Origin of the sequence: Streptomyces sp. NPDC048479 (assembly GCF_040651435.1) — a bacterium.
Lineage (GTDB): Bacteria > Actinomycetota > Actinomycetes > Streptomycetales > Streptomycetaceae > Streptomyces.
Genome location: NZ_JBEZKA010000002.1, coordinates 1 through 19,714, shown reverse-complemented (window position 1 = coordinate 19,714; position 19,714 = coordinate 1). Strand labels below are relative to the sequence as shown.

The window sequence follows — 19,714 nt, the reverse complement described above, 5'->3', positions numbered from 1 at the left end:
GGTGGTGCATGAGGCACGCGCCCCTCGGGGCGCGTGCCTCAGTGCGTTGCGGCCGCCGCGACATGGGCCGGAGCGACCGTCTCGTCCCAGTCGATGCGGTAGGAGTAGACCGGCTCGGTCGCCTTGACGCCGAGCTTGAGGAAGAACGGCAGCACCAGGTCGCGTACGCCACGCTGGAAGCCGTTCGACGCGGCCTTCTGGTTTCCGGTCTTGCGCCCCTCCTTGATGATCTTCTCGACCCGGTCCTTGCGGATCGACTGGAAAGCGGCGAACGCCTGCTGCGGAGTGTCCAGATCACGCAGGCACTTGGCGAGCACGATCGAGTCCTCCATGGCCATGGAGACACCCTGGCCCACGTGGGGCGAGGTGGCGTGGGCCGCGTCCCCGACCAGGCACACCAGGTCCTTGTGCCACTTCGGGATCGAGAGCATGTCGTAGATGGGATATCCGAGGATGCCGCTCTCGGTGGACTCGATGATGGCCGAGACCGGGTGATGGTCCCTGCGGTGCTTGGTCAGCAGCTTCGGCTTCCACTGCTCGTGCGGGGTCCGCTCCAGTTCGCCGCGCGCGGGCTCCTTGGCCTGGTGGAAGTTCTCGAACCAGTAGATCTCGCCCGACGAGGTGGTCTGGTAGCCGAAGAAGCCCTCCAGGCAGAACGACATCCGCATCACACCGTCCGCGGGCGCGGCCTGGTCACTGCGCGTGTAGCCGGCGGTGCCGACGACCCCGGTGTACTGGGGGTGCGGAGCGTCCGGCAGCACCGTGTACCGGGTCTTGGAGTGAATGCCGTCGCAGCCGATCAGGAAGTCGCCCTCGGCGGTGGAACCGTCCTTGAAGCGGGCGACGATCCCGTCGGCGGTGTGCTCCACGCTCTCGAAGAACTTGTCGAATTCGATCTGCACACCGCGGGAGACGGCCGCGTCGCGCAGCGCCTTGTTGAGCAACCCCCGCTTGATCAGCAGGGTTTCGGCCGGGTTGAGCCCCAGCTGCTTGCCCTTGTGGTTGAGGAAGGCGGTGCTGGTGGTCTGGGTGCCGTACTTCTCCACCTCGTCACGGATGCCCAGCGTGTCCAGTACGGCCGTTCCGTTGGGGGCCAGGTTCAAGAACGCCCCGGCCTCGTCCCGGGGCACACTGCTCCCTTCGTAGATGACGGCGGTGACGCCGATGCGCTGCAGGAACATGGCCAGTACCGGGCCCGCGATACCGCAGCCGATCAGCACGGCCCTCCGCGTTCCTGCCGCTGCTGTGTTGCCCATGCTCAGTCTCACTTCCTGTGCGTTCGTGTGCTTGTGCCGGTTCGGTCGTGTGGCCCCTGGCCCCGGCGGACACCGGGGCCAGGGGCCTGGAGCCGGCCGGTCTTCCCAACAGGGCGGACCGGCCGGTGCGATGTGTACTCAGAGAGGGATGTCTTCCCCCCGCGGGCGAGAGTTGTCGGCGATGCGACCCTGAGATCCCCCTGATTGGGGCGGATCGCCGTCGCGCAACAGGCGGTGGAGAGAGCCCGGCCACCACATGCCCTTGCCGATGTCCAACGAGAGAGCGGGTACCAGGACGCTGCGCACCAGGAAAGTGTCCAGGAGGACGCCCAGGCCCACCAGTACGCCTAGTTCGGCCGTGGTCACCAGGGGGAGCGAGACCAGGATGGAGAAGGTCGCGGCGAGGACGAGGCCCGCGCTGGTGATGACGCCGCCCGTGCTGGTCAGGCCGGACTGCACTCCGCGCACGTGGCCCAGCAGACGGACCTCCTCACGGACCCTGGTCATCAGGAAGATGTTGTAGTCGATGCCCAGCGCCACGAGGAAGACGAAGCCGAGCAGCGGCAGAGAATGATCTACCCCGGCCCAGTCGAATGCATGCTCGAAGAGGAGGCTGCTCGCTCCCAGCGCTCCGAAGTAGGAGAGCACCACGGTCGCCAGCAGCACCAGAGGCGCAACCAGCGCCCGCAACAGGGCGATCAGCACCAGCAGCACCACGGCGAGCACCACCGGGATGACCAGCTTGCTGTCCTGCGAGACGGCTCGCTGTGTGTCCAGCGCGCTCGCGGTGGTCCCGCCGACCAGGGCGTCCGCGCCCGCGATCTGGTGCACCGTGTCCCGCAGCCGGTCGATGGTGCGCTCGGCGGCGGGAGTGTCGGGGTTGTCCTTGAGCACCACGGGGACATGGACGAGTGCATGGTCGCGCGAGTAGGCGACCGGCTGCACCTCGGCGATGCCGTCGAGCCGCCCGACGGCCTCGACGAGCGCCTTCTCGGACGGGGCCTTCGCGATCACATCCGCCGGTGCCGACTCGCCGCCCGGATAGTGAGCAGCCACCAGCCGCTGGCCGGCGACCGAATCGGGAGTCGTGGTGTACATCTGCGACTGGGTCAGACCGAAGCTGATGCCCGTCGCCCCCAGTGCCAGTGCTCCCATGACGACCGTGGCCGTCAGCCAGGACAGCCGGGGGCGCCGCGCCACGGCCGCGCCGACGCGCGCCCAGCCGCTGTGCCCGGCCCGCTGCGTCTGCCCGAATCGGGGGACGAACGGCCAGAAGATCCAGCGCCCCAGGATGACCAGCAGCGCGGGCAGTACGGTGACCATGGCGATGAAGCCGGACAGCACACCTGCCGCGCCCACCCAGCCCAGGCTGCGCGAGGAGTTCAGGTCGGCGAGCAGCAGACAGAGCAGCCCGATGACGATCGTCCCCGCCGAGGCGAGGATTGCGGGTCCTGAACGGCGGAGCGCGATCTGCATGGCGCCGTGCCGGTCCTCGTTACGGGTCAGCTCTTCCCGGTAGCGGGCGATGAGCAGCAGGGCGTAGTCCGTGCCCACACCGAAGACGAGCACTGTCAGCAGGCCCGAACTCTGGGCGTCCACCGGCAGGCCGGCTTTCCCGCCCAGGTACGTAGCTACTTGGGACAGCACGGCGGCGAAGCTCACCGAGATCAGCGGCACCAGCCACAGCACCGGGCTGCGGTAGATCAGGAGAAGCAGCAGGGCGACCACGAGCGCGCTTCCGAGCAGCAGCGTCCCGTCCAGCTCGTCGAAGACGTCGATGGTGTCCTGGAGTGCGCCGGCGGGGCCGGCGACCTTGACCCGCAGATCGGTCGGCACGTCCTCGCCGGCGACATCGCGTGCCGCGTTCACCGTGTCGGAGAACTCGTCGCTGTACGGAACGGGCACGGTCAGGAGCAGCGCCTTGCCGTCCTTGGACGGCGTCGCGGCCTCGATCGCTCCGCCGGGAACGAGCGGGGTCAGCTTCTTGCGGTCCGCCTCCGCCTTCGCCCGGTCCGCCGTGGTGATGCCGCTGTCGCGCACATAGACGATGACGGCGGGCATGACCTCGTCGGTACGGAACTCCTCCAACCGGTCGTTGACCAGGGCGGCTTCCGCGTTGCCCGGCAGATAGGCATTGGCGTTGTTGTCCTCGACGTCGGCGACCTTGCCGGCCAGCGGTCCCAGAGCCATCGCGATGATCAGCCAGCCGGCCAGGACGAACCATTTGGCCCGTCTGCCGCCCGGGACGGTCGCCAGGCGCTTCATCCGGCATCTCCCCGTGCCAATTCGACTGCTTCTTCGGCCGCCGACTCCTCGACGACCCGGATGGACTTCGTCGGGCAGCCGCGGGCGGCCCGACGGATCTCCTCGTGCAGGGCCTCGGCCGGCGACTCGTCCAGGACGAGCACCAGCCCGTCCTCGTCCTGGTCGAAGACCCCCGGCACGCGGTAGACGCAGAGACTGCTCACCGCACAGGTATCGGAGTTGGCCGTCACACGCATCGGACTCTCCTCACCATTCGACCGGGATCTCGGTGAAGCCCTCCATGAACCCGCCCAGTGCACGGGGCAGTTCCTCGGCGGGCGCCGCCAGCCTGATGTCCGGGAACCGGCGCAGCAGGGACTCCGTGGCGACCTGCAGCTCCATCCGGGCCAGCGCCGCGCCGACGCAGTAGTGCAGGCCCGCGCCGAAGGTCATGTGGTGGTTCTCCTTGCGGCGGATGTCCAGCTCGAAGGGGCAGTCGAAGACCTCCGGGTCCATGTTCGCGCCCTCCTCGGAGAGCAGAACGCTGGTGCCCTTCTTGATGACGAACCCGTCCGAGAGCGGAATGTCGTCGATGGCGTACCGCATCGTGCCCACCGACGAGCCCATGATCTGCGTACGCAGCAGTTCCTCGACCGTCGACGGAACCAGCGACCAGTCCGCCTGGATCGCCCGGACGAACTCCGGGTGGTGCAGCAGGACCGCCGTGCCGGTGCCGATCTGGCTCGCCGTCGTGACATAGCCGGCGATCAGCAGACCCTGCGTCCAGAAGTGCAGCTCATGCTCGTTGAGCCGGCTGTCGTCCTCGTCGTCCCGTACCCGGATCAGCTCGCTGACCAGGTCGTCGCCCGGGTTCTCACGCTTGGAGTCGATCAGGTCGCCCAGGTACTTCCACAGATTCTGCCGGCACTTGCCGACCTCCTCCGGCGCCAGCTTGGTCACCGAGAGGAAGCCGTCGACGTACGCACGGAACTGGTCACGGTCCTCCGGCGGCACACCGAGCAGCTTGCAGATCACCATGATCGGCAGCGGGAAGGCCAGCGCCTCGTTCAGCTCGACCGGCTGGGGGCCGGCCGCCATCTCGTCCAGCAACTGGTCGGCGACCTGCTGTACATACGGCCGCAGCGCCTCGATCCGGCGGGCGGTGAACGCCTTGGTGACCAGCGACCGCACCCGGGTGTGCTCCGGCGGGTCCGGGTCGATGTTCGGATCCATGAACAGGTCGTTGTCCTTGGAGATCCGGGCGCAGTCGGGGCGGGCGATGTTGCGGGAGAGCCGCTTGTCGGCGAAGAGGGCCCGCACATCCTTGTAACGGGTCACCAGCGTGGCGACGTCCCCGCTCGGCAGGGTCACTTCGATCGCCGACGTCTTGTGTACGTTCCGCAGCGCCTCGGGAACCTGCATGGGCGGGGTCCACGCGAACGGATACCTGGGCGGGGTCTGGGTGCTCACGGCAGTCCCTTCCGATCAGTGTGTATGCGGTAGATATAGCGTCAGAACGGCCAGGACGGCCTGGACCAGGCGGCCTCTGCGAAGGCCCACTCGTAGCGGGTGCTGACGGCGAAGTGGTCCACGAGCTCGGCGCGTTCGGCCCCGGAGAGCTCGTCGCCGAGCCGGTCGGCGAGGCCCATGAAGGCCTTCACCGCGTAGCTGTAGCCCTCGCCCGGGTGGTAGATCTCGATCCAGGGCGCATATCGCGAGCCGGGCGTGTGCCGCTCCAACAGATCATTGGAGACCTGGTAGTTGAACCAGACCATCGGCAGCAGCGCCCCGAAGCCGGCGGCGAACGACGTCGCGGTCGCCGCCTGGAAGAACGAGCAGTGGGCATGGGTGGCGGGGTCCACGGGCGCGTGGGGCACCGGCGCCGGGGCGCCCAGCTCCCCGGCGAGATTTCCGTATGCCTCGCGCAGCTTGTCACGCGCCTCGAGCGTTCCGGTGATCGACCGCCCGAGCAGCGAGGTGCACTCGTCGCTGCGGGCGGCCGCGGCCGCCCGCGCCAGGCCCCGGGTGTAGGAGGGCAGCAGGTATCCGGTGTCCTGCTGGACGAAATGGGCCAGCGACTCACCGGGCAGCGACCCGTCCCGCAGGCCGGACCAGAACGGATGCGCCATGACCTTGTCCAGGATCGGCGCGGCGAGCTCCTTGAGCTCCTCTTGCAGCATGGGCCCTTGCCCCTCTCAGATGTCGAGTCGTACGCGGTAGTGCCGCAGCCACGCGTCCAGTTGGAGCACCATCTCCACGTTCCTCCGCTCGCCCCAGCCGTCGACCGCGATCGGCCGGTCCTCCTTGGCGAGCTCGGTGCAGGCCGGGCTGTCAAGGAGCGGACGCACCGGGCTGGACGGGTCTGCGACGACGGCGTTGAAGCGGTCTCTCAACACCTCGCCGTAGCGCGGGTCCTGAGTGACCGGGAAGGGGCTCTTGCGGCGCTGGGTCACCGATGCGGGCAGCAGATCGGCGACCGCCGAACGCAGCACGCTCTTCTCCCGGCCGTCGGCCGTCTTCATCCCCCACGGGATGTTGTAGACGTACTCCACCAGCCGGTGGTCGCAGTACGGCACCCGCAGCTCCAGGCCCACGGCCATGCTGAGGCGGTCGTCGCGGGAGAGCAGCAGCGGCAGCCAGCGCGAGAGATGCGCATGGCCGACGACCCGCATGGTGTGTTCCTGGTCGGACTCGCCCGGCACCCGCGGGACTTCGGCGACCGTCTCGGCGTACCGCTGGGCCGAGTACCCGGGCACGTCGATCTTCTTGAGGAAGCCGGGATCGAGCAGACCCGTGCTCATGCCGTGCGGGGCGACCCGCAGTCCCATGGTGACCCAGGGGAAGTTCGCGGTGTCCACCAGCGTCGGATCGCGGAACGACTGGTAGCCGCCGAAGAGTTCATCGGCGACCTCGCCCATCAGAGCGACCGTGGAGCGCTGGCGCACCGAACGCAGCAGCAGATACAGCGAGCGGTCCATGTCGGGAATCGGGCGCGGCAGATCCTGTGCGCGCAGTGCCGCCGCATCCACCACCGGGTCCGCGAGGTCGGCGGTGCGCAGTACCACCGGCTCATGGTCGGTGCCGACATGGCGGGCGACCTCGGCGGCGTACGGAGCGTCCGGGTCCTCGTGCCAGAAGTCCTTGCGGAACCGTTCGGTGTGCCCCTCGAAGTCGACGGCGAAAGTTTTGGGCCGCCGGCCGTCCGTGACGGACCGGGCGGCGATCGCGGCGATCGCGCTGGAGTCGACGCCGCCCGAGAGCAGCGTGCACAGCGGGACATCGGAGACGAGATGGCTGGAGACGGCCTCCTGGAGCAGGCCCCGCACCGTGTCCACCGTGGTCGGGAGATCGTCCGGGTGCTCGTGGTTCGGCAGCGTCCAGTACCGGGTCTCGGTGACCGAGCCGTCCCGTACCACCGTCACATGGCCTGCCGGGACTTCGCGCATCCCGCGGTAGACGGCATGGCCCGGGGTGGCGATGTACGCGAGCAGCTCCGCCAGGCCCTCCGTGTCGACGGCGCACTCGATCGACGGATGGGCGAGCAGCGCCTTCGGCTCGGAGCCGAAGACGAGGCCCCGGCCGGCCCTGGCGTAGTACAGCGGCTTGATGCCGAGCCGGTCCCGGAACATCACCAGCTTCCCGGCGCGCGGGTCCCAGACGGCGAAGGCGAACATGCCCTCCAGCCGCTCCGCGCACCGCTCGCCCCACTCCAGATAGGCGCGCAGCACCACTTCGGTGTCCCCGGCCGTACGGAAGCGGTGACCGAGCGACTCCAACTGGGCCCTCACCTGACGGAAGTTGTAGATCTCTCCGTTGTGCACCAGGACCGCGAGGGTGCGGCCGTCCTCCTCGGCGACCATCGGCTGCGGGCTGCCGTCCACGTCGATGACGGCGAGCCTGCGATGGCCGAGAGCGGCACGCTCATCGGTCCACACGGCCTCGTCGTCGGGCCCGCGGTTGGCGAGGGTTCCCACCATGGTGCGTACCGTCGAGGCCTCCTCCCTGAGCCCGCGCTCGAAGTCGACCCAGCCCGCTATGCCGCACATGCGACCACCCTCGACTCGATCTCGGCGACCAGTTCGGCCGGGGACGGCAGACTCAGCATCTGCTCGCGCAGTTTGTTCGCGGCGGCGCGGTACGCATCGCCGGTGAGCAGCTTGTCCGCCTCGGCGCGCAGCCGCTCCGGTGTCGCCTCGTCGCGGGTGAGCACCTCGCCGGCGCCGGTGGCCAGCACCCGGCCCGCATGGCCGAGATGGTCGGGGAGCTGGGGTACGAGCAGCAGCGGCACGCCTGCCCGCAGTGAGGTCAGCACCGTGCCGGCGCCGCCGTGCGCGACGACCAGATCGGCGTCGTCGACCAGCAGATGCAGCGGAGTGTCCTCGACGACACGTACATGCCCCGCGGCCTCGCCCGGCACCTCGCCGAGCAGCGCACGCTGCCCTTCCGTGACCGCGAGGACGATCTCGGTCCCCGGCCCTGCCAGGGCGGCGGCGACCTGTCCGGCCAGGAATCGCTCCGGGGCCAGCCGCGCCATCGTGTGACCCCAGGTCACCACCACGCGGCGCCTGGTGGTCCCCGGCGGGCCGAGCGGGGGACGAAGCGGCCCGCCGGGGCCGTTGAAGGGGACGTACCGCATGGCCAGACGCGGATGGTCGACCGGAACCTGGAAGTCGTCCGGGCACGGGTCGACGGTCAGCAGGCCGAAGGGGTCGAAGTCGCCGACGCCGTTGCGTTCGGCGAGCGGGGCGAGCACCTGCGGCAGCAGGCCGCGGGCCCGCGCCATCAGATCGGTGCCGTACAGCAACCGCACGGCGGGGATGCCGGCCGCCGCTGCCGCCAACGGCCCCGCCAGCGCGGTCGGTTCGAAGACCACCGCGTCCGCACGCCAGTCGCGCGCCAGTGCCGCCAGATCGTCCGTCATGGAGTCGGCGTGCGCGTAGAACATCTGCATCGCGCGCGGACCCTTGCCGCTGCGCGGAGCCTGCCCGCCGCCGTCCGCCGGGTCGTTCGCGGTGGGGAGAACGTAACCGCGCACCATCCCCACGGCGTCGACATCCCTGCCGACGGACGCGGCGGGCAGACCGGTCCTCGCGGTCTCCTCGCGCAGGGCCGGCTGGCTCGCGACCAGCACGTCATGACCCGCTGCCCGGAAAGCCCATGCCAAGGGCACCACCGCATAAAGATGCGAAGGCCAGGCCCAGGTCGTGAACAGTACGCGCATGGCTCGCCCCAACCCCTCTCAGTGCCGACTGCGTCCCCGCCCGTGGCACAGGGCCAGGTCCGCGATGCGCCGACGGTGACGCAGCGGCCTATCGGTCCGGTCGCAGCCCGCTCGAAGCAGGCCGGACCGGCCGACGCCAATGCCCTCAGACGACCTGGAAGTTCGCCATCATGGCCATGTCCTCGTGCTCCAGGTTGTGGCAGTGGAACATGTACCGGCCGCGGTGGCCCGAGAAGCGGGCCAGCACATCGACCACCTCGAAGGGCCGTACATCGACGGTGTCCTTCCAGCCCGCGTCCGTGTCCAGCGGAGCCCTGCCGCTGCGCGCCACCACCTGGAAGTGGGCCAGGTGCAGATGCACGGGGTGATGGAAGTCGCTGGTGAAGCGCCACCGTTCCACCGTTCCGAGCCGCGGCCGGGCAGCGAACTCGGCGGAGCGGAAAGGCTTTCCGTTGACCGTCCAGACCTTCGTGCCGTCCGAGGTGCTCGTCTGACGGAAGTTGAACTGCCGCTCGGCCACGGCCGCGGCGGGACGCAGAGGCTCGACGTCGGCGAGCCTGGCAGGCACCCTGCTGTCGTCCTTGGCACGCCGGGCGACCCTGAACCGCATCACCCGCCGGGTGCCGTCCTCGCCGAGCGTATTGACCAGCCTGACCGTGGACCCCACCGGATACGCCGAGAAGTCGACCACCACATCGAAGCGTTCGGCGGGAGCGATCGGCAGCTCCTTGTGCGAGCGCGGCGCGGCCAGCAGCCCGGCATCACTGCCCACCTGCACGAAGGGGGCGCCCTCGCGCGGACCGGGCTCCAGCGCGAGGCGGTACCGGCGGGCGTTGGAGGCGTTGAGCAGCCGGAAGCGGTAGCGGGCGGCATCCACCTCGAGCTCGGGCCACGGAGCACCATTGACCAGCACCACATCGCCCATGACGCCCTCCATATAGGCGTCCTCGACGCCCGGGACGCCGGTCAGCGAGGGGTCGACGGACGGATAGCGCAGCGCGCCGTCCTCCTCGAACGCGCGGTCGCAGATCATCAGCGGGATGTCCCGCTCGGCCGCCGGCAGGTGCAGCGCCTCCTCCTCGTCGTCGCGCACAAGGAACATCCCGGCGAGCCCGCGCCACACCTGAGGGGCGCTGAAGTCCATCCGGTGGTCGTGGTACCAGAGCGTCGCGGCCGGCTGATCGAGCGGATACGTATAGTCCTTGGCGCCCTGCGACAGCTTCCAGTCGGCCGGCGCGACCTGCATCGCCCCGCCGTGACCGGCCCCATGACCGCCCATGCCATGCGCCGCGGGATCGTGCCGGTACCCCTTCGGCACCACGAGATCTGTCGGATAGCCGTCCGACTCGGGGGCCTGGATCCCGCCGTGCAAATGCGTCGACGTCGGTACGGGCAGCTCATTGCGCACCCGCACGACGATCTGACGCCCCGACCGGCCCACGACCGTGGTGCCGGGGAAGCTCCCGTCGTACCCCCACACCCGGGTCTTCCGACCCGGCAGGATCTCCATGTCGGCGACGCGCTGCACCAGTTCGTAGTGGTCCACACCGCCCGTCGTACGCACCGGCACGGCCGTCCTCGGCACCGGCAGCGGCACACGGAACGGCTCCGGCAGCCGGCCGTCGCTGGAGAGCAGCTCGCCGGAGACCTCCCGGGTCATGCTGCCGCAGCCGGCGACTCCGGCCGCGGCGGCCACACCCGCGGCGCCGGCCACCCCGAGCAGCCGCCGGCGGGACAGTTCGGACCGGCTGCGCCCCGCGCTCACCGGCGGCCGCCGCGGTACGCGAAGGCCCAGTAGGTGAGCGCGGTCGCACCGGCGACCAGCGCGACCCCGAGCGGTATGTGCAGACCCAACGATCTCGAGTAGCCCGAGCCCGTCTGTGTCTGTACGAGGAAGGCGACCACCACCGCCGGCGCGATCGGCCAGGCCGGCCCGCGCCCAGGCCGCCACAGGAGCACGGTGTTGATGACCAGCAGCCAGCTCAGGAAGCTGATGGTGTGGGCGTTGATCTCGTGCAGGTCCAGCAGATCCACATCGCCCGTGATGAACATCCCGGCCAGCACCGGCTGCACCAGGGTCAGCAACAGGAACGCGGTGATCACGCAGCGCAGCACGATCAGTGGCCACCGCCGGACCTTCCGGACCGCCGGTGTCCCACCCGCCCGCCGCCGAGGAGATGAACGCGCCGCCGCGCCAGGGTCTAAGGAGTCCGCAGGGCGGACGTCCGGTGTCTGGCTCATGGGGAACTCCTCCAAGTCGTCGACATCTTCGACGGTGACAGGGGCGACTCGAGTGGGACTTGAGCGGGACGAGGGCCGGACCGGTCCTCGATCCGCCGTCGAGCGGCGGCGGAGAACGTAGTGCAGCATCCCTACGCCTTGGAGGCTGACCGATGGCCGAGACTCCCCTCTTCCGCGTGATCCTGCGGATGGAAATCCAGTCCGGAACACAGGACGAGTTCGAAAGGACCTGGTGGGAGGTGGGATCGGCGATCTCCCAGCAGCCCGCCAACCGCGGCCAGACGCTGACGCGTGCGACGGAGGGCGATTCCCCTGTCTACTACGTGATCACCGACTGGACCGACGAGGCGGCGTTCCGGGCCTTCGAACTCAGCCAGGCCCATGTCGAGCACCGCCGTCGGCTCGGGAAGTACCGCACCAGCGGCGAGATGATCACGACGCAGACCGTGCACGACATCCCGCCGGCCCCGCGGCCCGAAGCCGTCCCGGGACCCAGAGCGGTACCCGGGACCGAAGTGCCGTCCGCCACCGCGGACCGTCCGCCGCTGGCCTTCATCGGCCTCGGCAACATGGGTCGCGGCATGGCTCACTCGCTCATCGACGCCGGCCACCGCCTCACCGTCTACAACCGCACCGCCGCCAAGGCCCGCCCCTTGGTGGAGGCCGGCGCCACCGCGGCCGACAGCCCCGCGGACGCGGCCGCGGGGCACTCCGTCGTTCTGCTCAGCCTGAGCGACGAAGCCGCCGTGGACGATGTGCTGTTCGGCAAGGTCGTGCCGGTGCTCGCGCCGGGCAGCATCGTCATCGACACCTCCACCGTCTCCCCGGCGTACGCGCGCAAGGCGGCAGGCCGCCTTGCCGACGCCGGACTGCGCCGGGTCGAAGCCTGTGTGGTGGGCAACCCCTTCCAGGCCCGAGAGGGCAAGCTCCGTGTCTACACCAGCGGCGCGGAGCGGGACGTCGCAGAGGTCGCGGACGTGCTCGACACCATCGGCGCCGAGGTCCTGCACCTCGGAGCCCCCGGCACGGCCGCCACCCTCAAACTCATCTTCAACCTCCTGCTGGGCGCCCAGGTCGCCTCGCTCTCCGAGGCGGTGGCCTACGGCGTACGGACCGGACTCGACCGCGACCGGCTGCTCTCCGCCATCGCCGAGAGCGGTTTCAGCTCGATCGTCATGCGCTTCCGCGCCGAGCTGATGCGCAAGGGGAGCTATGAACCGGCCTTCTTCCGCTCGGCCCTCATGGAGAAGGATCTGCGCCTGGCCATCGACGACGCCACCGGGGCAGGAGTCGAACTCCCCGTCCTGGACACAGTCCGGGCCGGCTTCGCCGCCGTGGTCGCTGCGGGCGACGGTGACAAGGACGCCTCCGTCCTGATCGAGCACACGACCGCGGCGGCCTCCTCCCAAGGAGCCGTGTCATGACGCGGCCGCCCGACGCGCGCCACCTCCAGCTCAAGCATCTCGCCGAGGCGGGCGCGGCGGCCGGTGGCAGCCTGTCGCTTCCGGACGACGACATCGAGCGGCTGCTGGGGCTGGTCTTCGAATGGTTCCGCTCCTGCTTCAGCCCCGAGCGTGCCCACGGCCGGTCCGGCATCTTCCGCTACGCGGTCAACACCCCCCTGGGCGTACGGCACTGGTACATCGTCGTCGACAGCGACCCGGGCACCTGCACCGCCACCACCTCCGTCGACCGCCCGGCGGACGCCACCATCGGCGTGGATCTCGGCGATCTCGTCGCCCTCGCCGTCGGCGAACTCAAGGGCACGGACGCGTTCGTCAACGGACGTCTGAAGATCTCCGGCGATGTCTTCTTCGCCATGAACTGGATCGAGTGGTTCGGCTCCCGCAGCACACCGCCCAAGGACGACTGACGGTGTTTAGCTGCCTTTGAGCCCTCCTGCAGTCGTGGCGCGCAGTCTGCCGGGAACGACCGTCCGGCAACTGCGCGCCTCACTTGGAGGTTCCGTGTCCCTTCGTCTGTTCACCTCGGAGTCTGTGACCGAGGGTCATCCCGACAAGATCGCCGACCAGATCAGCGACGCGATCCTCGACGCGCTGCTGACCCAGGACCCGAAGTCGAGGGTCGCCGTCGAGACACTGATCACCACCGGCCAGGTCCATGTGGCCGGCGAGGTCACCACCCAGGGCTACGCCGAGATCCAGAGCCTGGTCAGGGAGACCGTCCTCAAGATCGGCTACGACTCGTCCGCCAAGGGCTTCGACGGCGCGTCCTGCGGTGTCTCGGTCTCCATCGGCGCGCAGTCGCCGGACATCGCGCAGGGCGTCGACACCGCGTACGAGGAGCGTGTCGAGGGTGCCGTCACAGGTGCGGGAGGGGACGAGCTCGACAAGCAGGGCGCCGGCGACCAGGGCCTGATGTTCGGCTACGCCTGCGACGAGACGCCCGAGCTGATGCCGCTGCCCATCACCCTCGCCCACCGGCTCGCCGCACGGCTCACCGAGGTCCGAAAGAACGGGACCATCCCGTATCTGCGACCGGACGGCAAGACGCAGGTCACCATCGCGTACGACGGGGCCCAGGCGATCCGGCTGGACACCGTCGTCGTCTCCTCGCAGCACGCTCCCGGCATCGATCTGGACTCGCTCCTCATCCCCGACATCCGCGACTGCGTGGTGCAGCCCGTGCTGCACGAACTCGCCGAAGAGGGTGTGCGGTTGCAGACCGATGGCTACCGGCTGCTGGTCAACCCGACCGGGCGGTTCGAGGTCGGTGGCCCGATGGGCGACGCGGGTCTGACCGGCCGGAAGATCATCATCGACACCTACGGTGGCATGGCCCGGCACGGCGGCGGCGCGTTCTCGGGCAAGGACCCGTCGAAGGTGGACCGCTCGGCCGCGTACGCGATGCGCTGGGTCGCCAAGAACGTGGTGGCCGCCGGCCTCGCGGCACGCTGCGAGGTCCAGGTCGCGTACGCCATCGGCAAGGCCGAGCCGGTCGGACTCTTCGTCGAGACCTTCGGCACCGAGACCGTACCCGTGCCGCGCATCCAGGCCGCCATCGACCAGGTCTTCGACCTGCGCCCGGCCGCCATCATCCGCGACCTCGACCTGCTGCGGCCCATCTACGCACAGACCGCCGCGTACGGGCACTTCGGCCGGAACCTCCCTGACTTCACCTGGGAGGCCACCGACCGCGCCGAGAAGCTCCGCCAGGCAGCCATCGCCGACTGACCGTCCGAACGGACCGGCCGACGGAACAACGCAACTTCCACCGTAGAACCAAGGAGCAGTGACCGTGCGCATAGCCGTAACTGGTTCGATCGCAACGGACCACCTCATGGTCTTCCCCGGCCGGTTCACCGAGCAGCTCATCGCCGGCAGCCTCGACAAGGTCTCGCTCTCCTTCCTCGTCGAGGAGCTCGAGATCCGGCGCGGCGGCGTCGCAGCGAACATCGCCTTCGGCCTCGGCCGCCTGGGTCTCGGCCCGCACCTCGTCGGAGCGGTGGGCACGGACTTCGCCGACTACCAGGTCTGGCTCAAGGAGAACGGCGTCGACACCGACGCGGTGCACATCAGCGAGTCGCTGCACACCGCGCGCTTCGTGTGCACCACCGACGCGGACCACAACCAGATCGGCTCCTTCTACGCCGGAGCCATGAGCGAAGCACGCACCATCGAACTGCGGCCGCTGCACGAGCGGGTCGGCGGCCTCGACCTGGTGGTGATCTCGCCCAACGATCCCGCGGCCATGGTCCGCCACACCCGCGAATGCACGGACCTCGGCCTGCAGTTCGCCGCCGACCCCTCGCAGCAGCTCGCGTTCATGCAACGCGACGACGTGCGCGAACTGCTCGCTGGACCCACCTATCTGTTCACCAATGAGTACGAGAGTGTGCTCGTCCAGGAGAAGACCGGCTGGACCGAACAGCAGATCCTGGGCCGGGTGGGCACCTGGGTGACCACCCGGGGCGCGGACGGCGCACGCGTGGAAAGGGCCGGGCTGCGGCCCATCGACGTACCGTCGGTCCCGCCGGTGGGCACGACCGAACCGACCGGTGCCGGAGACGCCTTCAGGGCCGGCTTCCTCGCCGCCATGGCGTGGGGCCTCGGCCTGGAACGCGCGGCGCAGTTGGGCAGCGCACTGGCCACCACCGTGCTGGAGACCACGGGCACGCAGCCGGACGAGCTGAACGGCGCCGGCCTGCTGGCCCGGATACGCGGCACGTACGGCGCGGCGGCCGCCGCCGAACTGTCGGCGTATGTCACTCCGCACAAGGCGGCAGCGGGATGAGCGCGGCCCGGATCGACGCTCTGCGTGAGGCGCTTGCCACGCGTGTGGTGGTGGCTGATGGTGCGATGGGCACGATGTTGCAGGCGCAGGATCCGACGCTTGAGGATTTCGAGGATCTCGAGGGCTGTAACGAGATCTTGAATGTGACGCGTCCGGACATTGTGCGGGCGGTTCATGAGGAGTACTTCGCGGTCGGTGTGGACTGTGTGGAGACGAACACGTTCGGCGCAAATTTCGCCGCGTTGGCGGAATACGACATTCCGGGGCGGGTTTTTGAGCTGTCGGAGTCGGGGGCGCGGATTGCGCGTGAGGTGGCGGATGAGTTCACCGCGTCCACGGGGCGGCAGCGGTGGGTGCTGGGTTCGATGGGGCCGGGGACGAAGCTGCCGACGTTGGGTCATGCGCCGTATGTGAGGTTGCGGGATGCGTATCAGCAGAACGCGGAGGGCATGATCGCTGGTGGTGCGGATGCGCTGCTGGTGGAGACGACGCAGGATCTGCTGCAGACGAAGGCTGCGGTCCTGGGGGCCCGGCGGGCGCTGGAGGCGACGGGGACGAGCCTTCCGCTGATCTGTTCGGTGACGGTGGAGACGACCGGGACGATGCTGCTGGGTTCGGAGATCGGTGCGGCGCTCACCGCGTTGGAGCCGTTGGGTATCGACATGATCGGGTTGAACTGCGCGACGGGTCCGGCGGAGATGAGTGAGCATCTGCGGTATCTGGCCCGGCATTCGCGTATCCCGTTGTCGTGTATGCCGAATGCGGGTCTGCCGGTGCTGGGCAGGGATGGTGCGCATTATCCGTTGTCTGCGGGTGAGCTGGCGGATGCGCAGGAGACGTTTGTGCGTGAGTACGGGGTGTCGTTGGTGGGTGGCTGTTGTGGTACGACGCCGGAGCATCTGCGTCAGGTGGTGGAGCGGGTGCGGGGTCTGGTCCCCACCCGGCGTGAGCCGCGTCCGGAGCCGGGTGCTGCGTCGTTGTACCAGACGGTGCCGTTCCGTCAGGACACGTCGTTCATGGCGATCGGTGAGCGGACGAACGCGAACGGGTCGAGGAAGTTCCGTGAGGCGATGCTGGAGAGCCGCTGGGACGACTGTGTGGAGATTGCGCGGGACCAGATCCGTGAGGGCGCGCACATGCTGGATCTGTGTGTGGACTATGTCGGGCGTGATGGTGTGGCGGACATGGCGGAGCTGGCGGGCCGGTTCGCGACGGCGTCCACGCTGCCGATCGTGCTGGATTCGACGGAACTGCCGGTATTGCGGGCGGGGTTGGAGAAGCTGGGTGGCCGGGCGGTCATCAACTCCGTGAACTATGAGGACGGTGACGGGCCGGAGTCGCGGTTTGTGAAGGTCACCGAGCTTGCGGTCGAGCATGGTGCGGCGTTGATTGCGCTGACGATCGATGAGGAGGGCCAGGCCCGTACGGTTGAGAAAAAGGTGGCGATCGCGGAGCGGATCATTGACGATCTGACCGGCAACTGGGGTGTGCTCGAGTCCGACATTCTCATCGACACGCTGACGTTCACGATCTGCACGGGTCAGGAGGAGTCCCGCAAGGACGGTATCGCCACGATCGGGGCGATCCGTGAGCTGAAGCGGCGCCGGCCCGATGTGCAGACCACGCTGGGGTTGTCGAACATTTCGTTCGGTCTGAATCCGGCGGCGCGTGTGGTGCTGAACTCGGTGTTCCTGGATGAGTGTGTGAAGGCGGGTCTGGATTCGGCGATCGTGCATGCGTCGAAGATCCTGCCGATCGCCCGGCTGGAGGAGGAGCAGGTCCAGGTTGCGCTGGATCTGATCCATGACCGGCGCAGCGAGGGGTATGACCCGCTGCAGAAGCTGATGGAGCTGTTCGAGGGCGTCAATATGAAGTCGATGAAGGCGGGCAAGGCGGAGGAACTCCTTGCGCTGCCGCTGGAGGAGCGGCTCAAGCGCCGCATCATCGACGGTGAGAAGAACGGCCTGGAAGGGGATCTGGACGAGGCGCTCCAGACCCGTCCCGCGCTCGAAATCGTCAATGAGACGCTGCTGGACGGCATGAAGGTGGTCGGTGAGCTGTTCGGCTCGGGGCAGATGCAGCTGCCGTTCGTGTTGCAGTCGGCCGAGGTGATGAAGAACGCGGTGGCCTATCTCGAGCCGCATATGGAGAAGACGGATGCGGACGGCAAGGGCACGATCGTGCTGGCGACGGTCCGCGGGGATGTTCATGACATCGGCAAGAATCTTGTCGACATCATCCTGTCCAACAACGGCTACAACGTGGTCAACCTGGGGATCAAGCAGCCGGTCTCGGCGATCCTGGAGGCCGCGGAGGAGCACCGGGCCGATGTGATCGGCATGTCGGGGCTGCTGGTGAAGTCCACGGTGATCATGAAGGAGAACCTGCAGGAGCTGAACCAGCGCAAGATGGCCGCCGACTACCCGGTCATCCTCGGCGGCGCCGCGTTGACCCGGGCGTATGTCGAGCAGGATCTGCATGAGATCTACGAGGGCGAAGTCCGCTACGCGCGTGATGCGTTCGAGGGGCTGCGGCTGATGGACGCCCTGATCGCGGTCAAGCGCGGTGTCCCCGGAGCGTCCCTGCCCGAACTCAAGCAGCGCCGGGTCCGGGCCACCACGAACGCGGTGATCGAGGAGCGTCCCGAGGAGGGTTGGGCCCGCTCCGATGTGGCCGTGGACAATCCGGTGCCCGCCCCGCCGTTCTGGGGCACGCGGGTGATCAAGGGGATCCAGCTGAAGGAGTATGCGTCCTGGCTGGACGAGGGCGCGTTGTTCAAGGGGCAGTGGGGGCTGAAGCAGGCCCGTACGGGGGACGGGCCGACGTATGAGGAGCTGGTGGAGAGTGAGGGCCGGCCGCGGCTGCGGGGCTGGCTGGAGCAGCTGCAGACCAGGAACCTGCTGGAGGCGGCCGTGGTCTACGGCTATTTCCCGTGTGTGTCCAAGGGTGATGATCTGATCCTGTTGAACGAGGACGGTTCCGAGCGGACCCGGTTCTCCTTCCCGCGTCAGCGCCGTGGCCGCCGGCTGTGTCTGGCGGACTTCTTCCGTCCCGAGGAGTCCGGCGAGAGGGACGTGGTCGGTCTGCAGGTCGTCACCGTCGGCTCCAGGATCGGTGGGGCGACCGCCGAGCTGTTCGCGTCCGACTCCTACCGTGACTACCTCGAACTGCACGGCCTGTCCGTGCAGCTGGCCGAGGCACTGGCCGAGTACTGGCACGCCCGTGTCCGTGCGGAGCTCGGTTTCGCGGGCGAGGACCCCGCCGATGTGGAAGACATGTTCGCCCTGAAGTACCGGGGCGCCCGTTTCTCGCTCGGCTACGGCGCCTGCCCTGATCTGGAGGACCGCGCGAAGATCGCGGCCCTGCTGGAGCCCGAGCGGATCGGTGTCCAGCTGTCCGAGGAATTCCAGCTCCACCCGGAACAGTCCACCGACGCCATCGTCATCCACCACCCCGAAGCGAAGTACTTCAACACGGGAGGGACGCGATCGTGACGACTCTGCGGGACGTTCTCGCGGCGGGGGAGCGTTCGTACTCCTTCGAATTCTTCCCGCCCAAGACCGACGTGGGTGAAGATCGGCTCTGGGACGCCATCCGCAGGATCGAGTCCCTGTCGCCGGCCTTCGTCTCGGTGACGTACGGCGCAGGCGGTTCGTCCCGGGACCGTACCGTCGCGGTGACCAAGAAGATCGCCACCCTGACGACCCTTCGCCCGGTGGCCCACCTCACCGCCGTGGGCCACTCGGTGGCCGAACTGCGGCACATCATCGGCCAGTACGCGGACGCGGGCATTCGCGATGTCCTCGCCCTGCGCGGCGACCCGCCGGGTGACCCGAAGGGCACCTGGGTCTCCCACCCTCAGGGGCTTACGTACGCAAGGGAACTGGTCGAACTGGTACGTGAGTTGGGTGACTTCAGCGTGGGAGTGGCGGCGTTCCCGGAGCGTCATCCCCGGTCGCCGGACTGGGACACCGACATCCGGCACTTCGCGGCCAAGTGCCGTGCGGGCGCCGACTACGCCATCACCCAGATGTTCTTCGACGTCGAGTACTACCTGAGGCTGCGCGACCGGGCGGCGGCTGCGGGATGTGACACCCCGATCATTCCCGAGATCATGCCGGCGACCGACTACCGGCAGATCCGCCGCTTCGCCGAACTCAGCGACGCGGCCTTCCCGGAGGAGCTCGCCGGACGACTTCATGCCGCACGGGACAACCCGGAGGAAGCTCATCGGATCGGTGTCGACCACGCGATCGCGATGGCGGAGCGTCTGCTCGACGAAGGCGCTCCAGGCCTGCATTACATCACCCTGAACCGATCGCCTGCGACGGTGGAGATACACCGGGGCGTCAGGAAGACGAGGAGTACCCATGCCCTCTCAGTCCGCCACTGACTTCAAGGTGGCCGACCTTTCCCTCGCCGCCTTCGGCCGCAAGGAGATCACTCTTGCCGAGCATGAGATGCCCGGTCTGATGTCGATCCGTGAGGAGTACGCCGC

The 19,714-nt window shown here is 68.7% G+C and carries 16 protein-coding genes; 7 read left to right on the top strand and 9 right to left on the bottom strand.

The genetic code is table 11. The features are described from left to right. Positions 1-38: 38 nt before the first annotated feature. The 9 genes from AB0D12_RS02865 to AB0D12_RS02825 all read right to left on the bottom strand — a co-directional run bounded on the left by AB0D12_RS02865 (position 39) and on the right by AB0D12_RS02825 (position 10,962). The gene (locus AB0D12_RS02865; protein ID WP_362676418.1) at positions 39-1,256 is read right to left on the bottom strand and encodes an FAD-dependent monooxygenase; all 1,218 of its coding nucleotides are present in this window, start codon (positions 1,254-1,256) and stop codon (positions 39-41) included. Positions 1,257-1,394: 138 nt separating this feature from the next. Next, the gene (locus AB0D12_RS02860) at positions 1,395-3,521 is read right to left on the bottom strand and encodes an MMPL family transporter (RefSeq protein ID WP_362676417.1); all 2,127 of its coding nucleotides are present in this window, start codon (positions 3,519-3,521) and stop codon (positions 1,395-1,397) included. Continuing rightward, positions 3,518-3,757: a ferredoxin gene (locus tag AB0D12_RS02855; protein ID WP_362676415.1), complete on the bottom strand. Its 240-nt coding sequence runs from the start codon at positions 3,755-3,757 to the stop codon at positions 3,518-3,520. The genes AB0D12_RS02860 and AB0D12_RS02855 overlap by 4 nt, the downstream gene beginning before the upstream one ends. Positions 3,758-3,767: 10 nt before the next feature. Beyond that, positions 3,768-4,970 carry a cytochrome P450 gene (locus AB0D12_RS02850; protein ID WP_362676413.1) on the bottom strand — a complete coding sequence of 401 codons (1,203 nt, stop codon included), beginning with the start codon at positions 4,968-4,970 and terminating at the stop codon, positions 3,768-3,770. A gap of 41 nt (positions 4,971-5,011) precedes the next feature. Further along, positions 5,012-5,680, bottom strand: coding sequence for a TenA family transcriptional regulator (locus AB0D12_RS02845; RefSeq protein WP_362676411.1), 669 nt, complete (start codon positions 5,678-5,680; stop codon positions 5,012-5,014). Between the two features lie 15 nt (positions 5,681-5,695). Next, on the bottom strand, positions 5,696-7,546 hold the full coding sequence (gene asnB / locus AB0D12_RS02840; protein ID WP_362676409.1) for an asparagine synthase (glutamine-hydrolyzing): 1,851 nt from the start codon (positions 7,544-7,546) through the stop codon (positions 5,696-5,698). Beyond that, positions 7,534-8,721 (bottom strand): nucleotide disphospho-sugar-binding domain-containing protein, encoded by a 1,188-nt coding sequence (locus AB0D12_RS02835; RefSeq protein WP_362676407.1) that lies wholly within the window; start codon positions 8,719-8,721, stop codon positions 7,534-7,536. The genes asnB and AB0D12_RS02835 overlap by 13 nt, the downstream gene beginning before the upstream one ends. A gap of 145 nt (positions 8,722-8,866) precedes the next feature. Continuing rightward, a complete protein-coding gene (locus tag AB0D12_RS02830) occupies positions 8,867-10,486 on the bottom strand; it encodes a multicopper oxidase family protein (protein WP_362676405.1) in 1,620 nt (539 codons plus the stop codon). Further along, positions 10,483-10,962: a hypothetical protein gene (locus AB0D12_RS02825; protein ID WP_362676403.1), complete on the bottom strand. Its 480-nt coding sequence runs from the start codon at positions 10,960-10,962 to the stop codon at positions 10,483-10,485. Before AB0D12_RS02825 ends, AB0D12_RS02830 begins: the two co-directional genes overlap by 4 nt. Positions 10,963-11,114: 152 nt before the next feature. Here AB0D12_RS02825 and AB0D12_RS02820 point away from each other — a divergent pair, with 152 nt between their 5' ends. The 7 genes from AB0D12_RS02820 to AB0D12_RS02790 all read left to right on the top strand — a co-directional run. Continuing rightward, complete coding sequence (locus AB0D12_RS02820; RefSeq protein WP_362676401.1) at positions 11,115-12,386, top strand: NAD(P)-binding domain-containing protein; 1,272 nt, start codon at positions 11,115-11,117, stop codon at positions 12,384-12,386. Next, positions 12,383-12,835, top strand: a complete 453-nt coding sequence (locus tag AB0D12_RS02815) for an SCP2 sterol-binding domain-containing protein (protein WP_327327196.1) — start codon at positions 12,383-12,385, stop codon at positions 12,833-12,835. Before AB0D12_RS02820 ends, AB0D12_RS02815 begins: the two co-directional genes overlap by 4 nt. Before the next feature lie 94 nt (positions 12,836-12,929). Further along, complete coding sequence (gene metK, locus AB0D12_RS02810) at positions 12,930-14,156, top strand: methionine adenosyltransferase (protein WP_362676399.1); 1,227 nt, start codon at positions 12,930-12,932, stop codon at positions 14,154-14,156. Between the two features lie 64 nt (positions 14,157-14,220). Further along, complete coding sequence (locus AB0D12_RS02805) at positions 14,221-15,216, top strand: carbohydrate kinase family protein (protein ID WP_362677240.1); 996 nt, start codon at positions 14,221-14,223, stop codon at positions 15,214-15,216. After that, the gene (metH, locus tag AB0D12_RS02800; protein ID WP_362676397.1) at positions 15,213-18,710 is read left to right on the top strand and encodes a methionine synthase; all 3,498 of its coding nucleotides are present in this window, start codon (positions 15,213-15,215) and stop codon (positions 18,708-18,710) included. The genes AB0D12_RS02805 and metH overlap by 4 nt, the downstream gene beginning before the upstream one ends. Then, positions 18,707-19,609, top strand: coding sequence for a methylenetetrahydrofolate reductase [NAD(P)H] (metF, locus tag AB0D12_RS02795; protein WP_362676395.1), 903 nt, complete (start codon positions 18,707-18,709; stop codon positions 19,607-19,609). Before metH ends, metF begins: the two co-directional genes overlap by 4 nt. Continuing rightward, the coding region (locus AB0D12_RS02790; protein WP_362677238.1) for an adenosylhomocysteinase at positions 19,587-19,714 on the top strand (128 nt) is incomplete at its 3' end. The genes metF and AB0D12_RS02790, both read left to right, overlap by 23 nt.